Annotated in this window: 6 protein-coding genes (1 of these 6 only partly in view); all 6 read left to right on the forward strand. The window is 49.2% G+C overall.

The window, feature by feature from the left end; translation table 11 throughout:
- Window positions 1-42: 42 nt before the first annotated feature.
- Window positions 43-1,419: a chromosomal replication initiator protein DnaA gene (dnaA, locus tag NMQ00_RS00005; protein WP_255177449.1), complete on the forward strand. Its 1,377-nt coding sequence runs from the start codon at window positions 43-45 to the stop codon at window positions 1,417-1,419.
- A 197-nt stretch (window positions 1,420-1,616) separates the two neighbouring features.
- Complete coding sequence (gene dnaN / locus NMQ00_RS00010) at window positions 1,617-2,756, forward strand: DNA polymerase III subunit beta (RefSeq protein ID WP_034780296.1); 1,140 nt, start codon at window positions 1,617-1,619, stop codon at window positions 2,754-2,756.
- 135 nt (window positions 2,757-2,891) lie between these two features.
- Window positions 2,892-3,107: a S4 domain-containing protein YaaA gene (yaaA, locus tag NMQ00_RS00015; RefSeq protein ID WP_255177450.1), complete on the forward strand. Its 216-nt coding sequence runs from the start codon at window positions 2,892-2,894 to the stop codon at window positions 3,105-3,107.
- A 1-nt stretch (window position 3,108) separates the two neighbouring features.
- Entirely contained in the window at window positions 3,109-4,227 is a 1,119-nt protein-coding gene (recF, locus tag NMQ00_RS00020; protein WP_255177451.1) for a DNA replication/repair protein RecF, read from the forward strand.
- Between the two features lie 54 nt (window positions 4,228-4,281).
- A complete protein-coding gene (gyrB, locus tag NMQ00_RS00025; protein WP_255177452.1) occupies window positions 4,282-6,210 on the forward strand; it encodes a DNA topoisomerase (ATP-hydrolyzing) subunit B in 1,929 nt (642 codons plus the stop codon).
- A 22-nt stretch (window positions 6,211-6,232) separates the two neighbouring features.
- Window positions 6,233-7,500, forward strand: partial view of a DNA gyrase subunit A gene (gene gyrA, locus NMQ00_RS00030; RefSeq protein WP_255177453.1) — the start only. 1,303 nt of this gene lie beyond the right edge of the window; the window shows 1,268 of its 2,571 coding nt (coding positions 1-1,268); its start codon is at window positions 6,233-6,235; its stop codon lies beyond the right edge, outside the window.

A 7,500-nucleotide genomic window follows, 5' to 3' on the forward strand; every position in this document is an offset into this window, starting at 1 on the left:
GTGAATAAGTTTCGCCAACATGTGAGTAAAGGAGGTCTTTCATTGAAGAATGCTCGCGAGATTTGGAGAAATGTTTTATCTCTGATTGAAGAAGAGGAACGCACACCAAAAGCCAGCTTTGATATGTGGTTGAAATCAACAGAAGGAATTTCGTTGATGGGGACGACACTCGTCGTGTCCGCGCCAGCCAGTTTCATCGTAACTTGGCTTGAGCGTCAGTACTTGTCATTGTTACAAGATACGATTGAAGAAGTAACGAACAACAAGCTCGAGATTCATTTTATCGAGGAATCACAAGCACACAAGTATGCACCTGCGGATGGATCATCGAAAGAGACGATTGCTGCCACAGAAATGAAAGAACAGCCGCTTCCAGTACTGCCAAAAGAGGAAGGGAACCTCGGACAGCTGAATGACAAGTACATTTTTGAGACGTTTGTCATCGGGTCGGGGAACCGATTTGCTCACGCTGCCTCGCTCGCTGTCGCAGAAGCCCCGGCGCGCGCCTATAATCCGCTCTTCATTTATGGAGGAGTCGGGCTCGGCAAGACGCATTTGATGCATGCGATTGGGCATTACGTGAAAGGGCAGAAGCCTGGCGCACGAATCGCTTACGTATCATCTGAAAAGTTCACAAATGAGTTCATCAACTCGATTCGTGACAATAAAACAGAAGAATTCCGCAACCGCTATCGAAACATCGATGTCCTCTTAATTGATGACATTCAGTTTCTAGCCGGGAAAGAACAGACACAGGAAGAGTTTTTCCACACGTTCAATGCGCTGCATAACGATCAGAAACAGATTGTGATTTCGAGTGACCGACCGCCTAAAGAGATTCCGACGCTCGAAGATCGTCTTCGTTCGCGGTTCGAATGGGGACTGATCACTGACATCACACCGCCTGACCTTGAAACGCGGATTGCCATCTTGCGCAAGAAAGCGACGGCAGAAGGGCTTGATATTGCGAACGATGTCATGCTGTATATCGCCAATCAAATCGATACGAACATTCGTGAACTCGAAGGGGCGTTGACGCGCGTCGTGGCCTACGCCAAGCTCGTCGGTCGTCCGATTGATCCGGATGTTGCTGCAGAAGCGTTGCACAACATCATGCCGGTCCAGGAAGCGAAGAAAATCGTCATTCGGGACATTCAAGAGATTGTCGGTCGTCACTTTAATATTGAAGTCGATGAGTTGAAAGCGAAGAAACGGACGAAGACGCTCGCATTCCCACGTCAAATCGCGATGTATTTATCACGTGAGATGACGGAAAGCTCGCTTCCTAAAATCGGGGAAGAGTTTGGTGGACGCGATCACACGACAGTGATCCACGCCCATGAGAAAATTAGTACGTTGCTCAAGCATGATCCAGAGATGCAAGAGACGATTCAAACATTAAAGAAAGCTTTGTCGTAACGGCTTATGTTTCACCGTGGATATCCTGTGGATAAACCCACATAGTTATCCACACGTTATTCACAGGAAGAATGGCTCAACACCAGTGGTTCAAGTGACTTATCCCCAGTATCCACAGCCCTTATTACTATTATGACTTAAATAATACTATTATTATTAAACTATATGACTCAGTTCACTTAGGAGGAATTATCCACATGCATTTAACGATTCAGCGAGATGTATTCATGCAAGCCGTACAAGATGTGTCGAAAGCCGTTGCTTCAAGAACGACGATTCCAATCCTCACAGGATTAAAGCTTGAAGCTCATGCCGATGGGTTGACGCTCACAGGAAGTGACACTGAGATTTCAATCGAACGGTTAATCCCGATTGAAGAAGGCGGAATCGAACTCATTCAAATTCAACGAGCAGGCAGCGTCGTGCTTAATGCACGCTTCCTAGGTGAGATTGTTAAGAAGTTGCCGACAAATGAAGTCACACTCGAAGTGTCTCCGAACTTCATGACGCGGATCGAGTCGGGACAAGCCGAATTCCATTTGAATGGACTCGACCCGGATGAATACCCACGTCTGCCTGAACTATCAAGCGAGCGCCGTTTCTACTTGCCGGCTGATCTATTGAAGACGATCATCCGTCAGACGAGCTTTGCTGTTTCTGCACAAGAGACGCGTCCTGTTTTGACAGGGGTCAACTTCTCAGCTGAAAAAGGATTTTTGACGTGTGTCGCCACGGATAGTCACCGTTTGGCGCTTCGTCGGGCACGGTTTGAGACGGACAATGATTTGACGTTCCAAAATGTCGTCGTCCCGGGCCGCTCGTTGAACGAGCTCGCTAAATTGCTTGATCGTGAAGAGTTGCCGGTAGAGATCGTTTTGACGGATCAACAAATCTTGTTCCGTATGAAAAATATCTCGTTCTTCTCACGTCTCTTGGACGGGGCATATCCGGACACGTCGCGCCTGATTCCAGAAGAGTACCGGACTGCAGTCCGCTTGAATGCCAAAGACTTCTTGCAGGCTATTGACCGGGCCTCGCTACTCGCACGTGCTGACCGTAACAACGTCATCAAGTTTGTCGCTGAAGAAGCGACGACGGTTGAAGTTTCATCTCATTCTCCAGAAGTCGGGAAAGTGTCAGAACGCGTCAGCATCTTGTCGCTTGAAGGGGAAGAGTTAAAAATTTCATTCAACTCGAAATTTGTGATGGATGCGCTCCGTGCGCTTGATGCTTCAGAAATTGAAATTCAGTTCACAGGTTCGATGCGACCATTCATCTTGCGTCCGGTCGAACAGGACAGCGTCCTTCAGTTGATCTTGCCAGTCCGTACGTCTTAAATCAGACTGAGCGGATTCGGGGATGATGAGGTGTTTCACCTTGTCATCCCTATTTTTGCCTTATTCGACGTTTTTCGATAAACTAATAAGTATGGCGATTTTTTGTACTAAGTATGAAAGAAAGGAAGTGACGACATGCAAAAAGTGTCGATTACAACCGAGTATGTAACACTCGGACAATTTTTGAAGTTGGCTGATATTATTTCAAGTGGAGGCCAAGCGAAGTTCTTTTTAGAGGACGTTCAAGTGAAAGTGAACGGTGAGGTCGATCAACGTCGTGGACGTAAACTACGGGATGGGGATACGATCGAGGTCGAAGGCTTCGGGGACTTCCAAATCGAGGGTAACTAACGTGCACTTAAAGTCGATCCGATTGCAAAACTACCGCAACTACGAAACCCTCGAGCTAGATTTTTCAGAACAGACGAACGTTCTCATCGGTGAGAATGCCCAAGGGAAAACGAATCTGCTCGAATCGATTTACGTACTTGCGCTCGCAAAGTCACATCGGACGACGCAAGACCGTGAACTGATTGGTTGGGAAGCGGATGCCGCGATGGTCGAGGGACGGATTCATAAACGGACCGGAGAGACGGTCCAGTCGCTCACGTTTTCACCGAAAGGGAAAAAAGCGAAATTGAACCATCTCGAACAACGTCGTCTCAGCGACTACGTTGGGGCCTTCAACGTCGTGCTGTTCGCACCAGAAGATCTTGCCATCGTCAAAGGCAGCCCGCAAGGACGACGTCGATTTTTAGATATGGAGATTGGGCAAGTGAGTCCTGTCTATTTACATGAATTGAATCAGTACTTGAAGACACTGAAGCAACGGAACGCCTTGTTGAAGCAACTGTCAATCAAAGGCGGGGATGAGACGCTACTCGAGGTGCTCACCGATCAAATGATTGAACTCGCGGTGAAAATCGTTTCACGGCGACACCATTTCATCGACCAGCTCGAAAAATGGGCAGGACCGATTCACGCCGGCATCACGCGCAACTTGGAAACACTGACGATTCAATACGTATCGGATACATTCCAAAAAGAACGTTACCCAAAAGAGGCGATGTTTGAAACGTATCGTCAAAAGTTTGATAAAATAAGAGAGAACGAACGAAGACGAGGCGTGACGTTATTTGGTCCGCATCGGGATGATTTTGAGTTGTACGTCAACAATCGCAACGTCCAAACGTTTGGTTCGCAAGGTCAGCAACGCACAGCGGCTTTGTCTTTAAAGCTAGCGGAGATTGAACTGATCCATGAAGAGGTCGGGGAATATCCGCTGCTCTTGTTAGATGACGTGTTATCTGAATTAGACGACCATCGCCAAACCCATCTGCTCGATACGATGGGCCAGAAAGTCCAAACGATTATCACGACGACCAATATCGATGGGATCGCTCACGAAACGATTCAACAAGCAAAGGTGTTTCACGTGAAACAAGGCGAAGTTGAAACGGAATCTGTATAAAGTAAGACCAATCCACAGGAACGCCAATTCATGTATAGTAGGTGAACAAAACCGATGAGTAACGAAAATGAAAAACAAATGCAAGATTATGGTGCCGATCAGATTCAAGTGCTTGAAGGGTTAGAAGCTGTTCGTAAACGTCCGGGGATGTATATCGGTTCAACGAGCTCGCGAGGACTCCACCACTTGGTATGGGAAATCGTCGATAACTCGATTGACGAAGCACTCGCCGGACACTGTGACACGATCACGGTCACTGTCGAACCAGGTAATTCGGTCGTTGTTGAAGATAACGGACGAGGTATTCCGGTCGACGTTCAAAAGAAAACGGGCCGTCCTGCCGTAGAAGTCATCTTCACCGTCCTTCACGCCGGAGGTAAGTTTGGCGGCGGCGGATATAAAGTTTCAGGTGGTCTGCACGGCGTTGGGGCTTCGGTCGTCAATGCTTTGTCGACGAAGCTGGAAGTGTTTGTCCGTCGTAACGGCAACGTCTACTACCAGTCATTCAAACGCGGTGTCCCGCAAGGTGAGCTTGAAATCGTCGGTACGACCGACACGACGGGTACGACCGTCCGTTTCTTCCCGGATGGAGATATCTTTGAAGAGACGCTCGAATACGATTTCGATTTACTCGCGACACGCTTGCGCGAACTTGCTTTCTTAAACAAAGGGCTCCGCATCGTCGCAAAAGACGAGCGTAGCGATGAGACAATTGAACGTAACTATCATTACGAGGGCGGAATCAAGTCATACGTTGAACACTTGAACCGCTCGAAATCCTCAATCCACGATGAGCCTGTGTACGTCCACGGCACAAAGGACGGGATTGAAGTCGAGATTGCGCTTCAGTATAACGAAGGATTTGCGAGCAACATCTATTCGTTCACGAACAACATTCCGACACACGAAGGCGGGACGCACGAGACCGGGTTCAAAACGGCACTCACACGTTCGATCAACGACTATGCAAAACGCTTCGGTCTCATGAAAGAAGCCGACGGCAGCCTGTCTGGGGATGATGTCCGTGAAGGTTTGACAGCGATCGTTTCGGTCAAACACCCGTCGCCACAGTTCGAGGGACAAACGAAGACGAAGCTCGGCAACGCCGATGCGCGCACAGCGACAGACTCGCTCTTCACCGACACGTTCGAACAGTTTTTGCTCGAGAACCCATCTGTCGGTCGATTGATCGTCGACAAAGGGTTGATGGCGGCACGGGCCCGTCTGGCAGCGAAACGTGCTCGCGAAATGACTCGCCGAAAAGGAATCCTCGAAGTCAGTTCATTGCCTGGGAAACTGGCTGACTGTTCATCGAAAGATGCCTCGAAGTCTGAATTGTATATCGTTGAGGGTGACTCGGCCGGTGGGTCAGCGAAATCAGGTCGAGATCGTCACTTCCAAGCAATCTTGCCGATCCGAGGTAAAATCATCAACGTCGAAAAAGCGAGACTTGATAAGATTTTAGCCAACCAAGAAGTACGCACGATTATTACGGCGCTCGGGACAGGGATCGCGGAAGAGTTCGACCTCGGGAAGGCTCGTTATCATAAGTTGATTATCATGACCGATGCCGACGTCGATGGAGCCCACATTCGCACGTTGCTCCTGACGTTCTTCTACCGTTACATGCGTCCGCTCGTCGAAAGTGGTTATGTGTATATCGCGCAGCCGCCGCTTTACGGAGTGAAGCATGGTAAAGACGTCACCTACGTTCAGAATGACCGGGAACTGCAAGAAGCAATTAAACAGCTTCCAGAAAATGCTCGTTACAGTGTACAGCGTTACAAAGGTCTCGGTGAGATGGACCCTGAACAACTGTGGAGTACGACGATGAATCCAGAGACACGCTCGATGCTTCGTGTCGACCTTCAAGACGCCATTGAGGCGGATGAGATCTTTGAGACGCTCATGGGTGACAATGTCGAGCCGCGACGTGATTTCATCCAATCACATGCGCATTACGTGAAAAACCTCGATATTTAAAAAGAAGGGTAGGCAATAACGAATGGCAGAACAAGAAAATATCAAGGATATAAATATTAGCCAAGAGATGCGCACCTCGTTCATGGACTATGCGATGAGCGTAATCGTGTCACGTGCCCTCCCAGACGTACGAGACGGTCTGAAGCCAGTTCACCGCCGGATCCTTTATGCGATGAACGAACTTGGGATTCGTGCCGACAAGCCCCATAAGAAGTCGGCACGTGTAGTCGGCGACGTTATCGGTAAGTATCACCCGCACGGTGACTTTGCCGTTTACGAGACGATGGTTCGGATGGCGCAAGATTTCAGTTATCGGTACGAGCTCGTCGACGGTCACGGAAACTTTGGTTCGGTCGACGGTGACTCGGCGGCAGCGATGCGTTACACGGAAGCACGGATGTCGAAAATTGCGATGGAACTTGTACGTGATATCGGCAAAAACACGATCGATTACCAAGCGAACTTTGACGGAGAAGAAAAAGAGCCGGTCGTCATGCCAGCCCGGTTCCCGAACTTCTTGGTCAACGGGACGAGCGGGATTGCGGTCGGGATGGCCACGAACGTGCCGCCGCACAACTTGAACGAAGTCATTGACGGGGTGCTTGCGTTGACGCATAACCCAGATATCACGATTTCTGAGTTGATGCAGCACATCCCGGGTCCTGACTTCCCGACGGCTGGTGAAATCTTAGGACGTAGCGGAATTCGCCGCGCCTATGAGACGGGTCGTGGATCGATCACGATGCGTGCCAAAGCCGAAATCGAAGTGTTGAAAAATGGCCGTGAGCGCATTCTCGTTCATGAAATCCCATATCAAGTGAACAAAGCGCGTCTTGTCGAAAAGATTGCCGATTTGGTACGCGACAAGAAAATCGAAGGCATCACAGATCTTCGTGACGAGTCAGATCGTAACGGGATGCGTGTCGTCATCGAAGTACGCCGCGATGCGAATGCTAGCGTCATTTTGAATAACTTGTACAAACAGACGCCGATGCAAACGACGTTTGGTGTCAACATGCTTGCCCTCGTCGGAGGTCGACCGAAGACGCTCAACTTGAAACAGGCGATTTATTACTACATCGAGCACCAAAAAGAAGTCGTCCGTCGTCGGACACAGTTCGACCTCGACAAGGCTGAGGCGCGTGCGCATATCCTTGAAGGATTGCGCGTTGCACTCGATCATTTGGATGAAGTCATCGCTATTATCCGCAGTACACGGACTGGTGACGAGGCTCGTGAGAAATTGATTGCTCGTTTTGGGTTGTCGACTGAACAGACGCAAGCCATTCT

Origin of the sequence: Exiguobacterium aurantiacum (assembly GCF_024362205.1) — a bacterium.
GTDB classification, from domain to species: Bacteria; Bacillota; Bacilli; order Exiguobacteriales; family Exiguobacteriaceae; genus Exiguobacterium; species Exiguobacterium aurantiacum_B.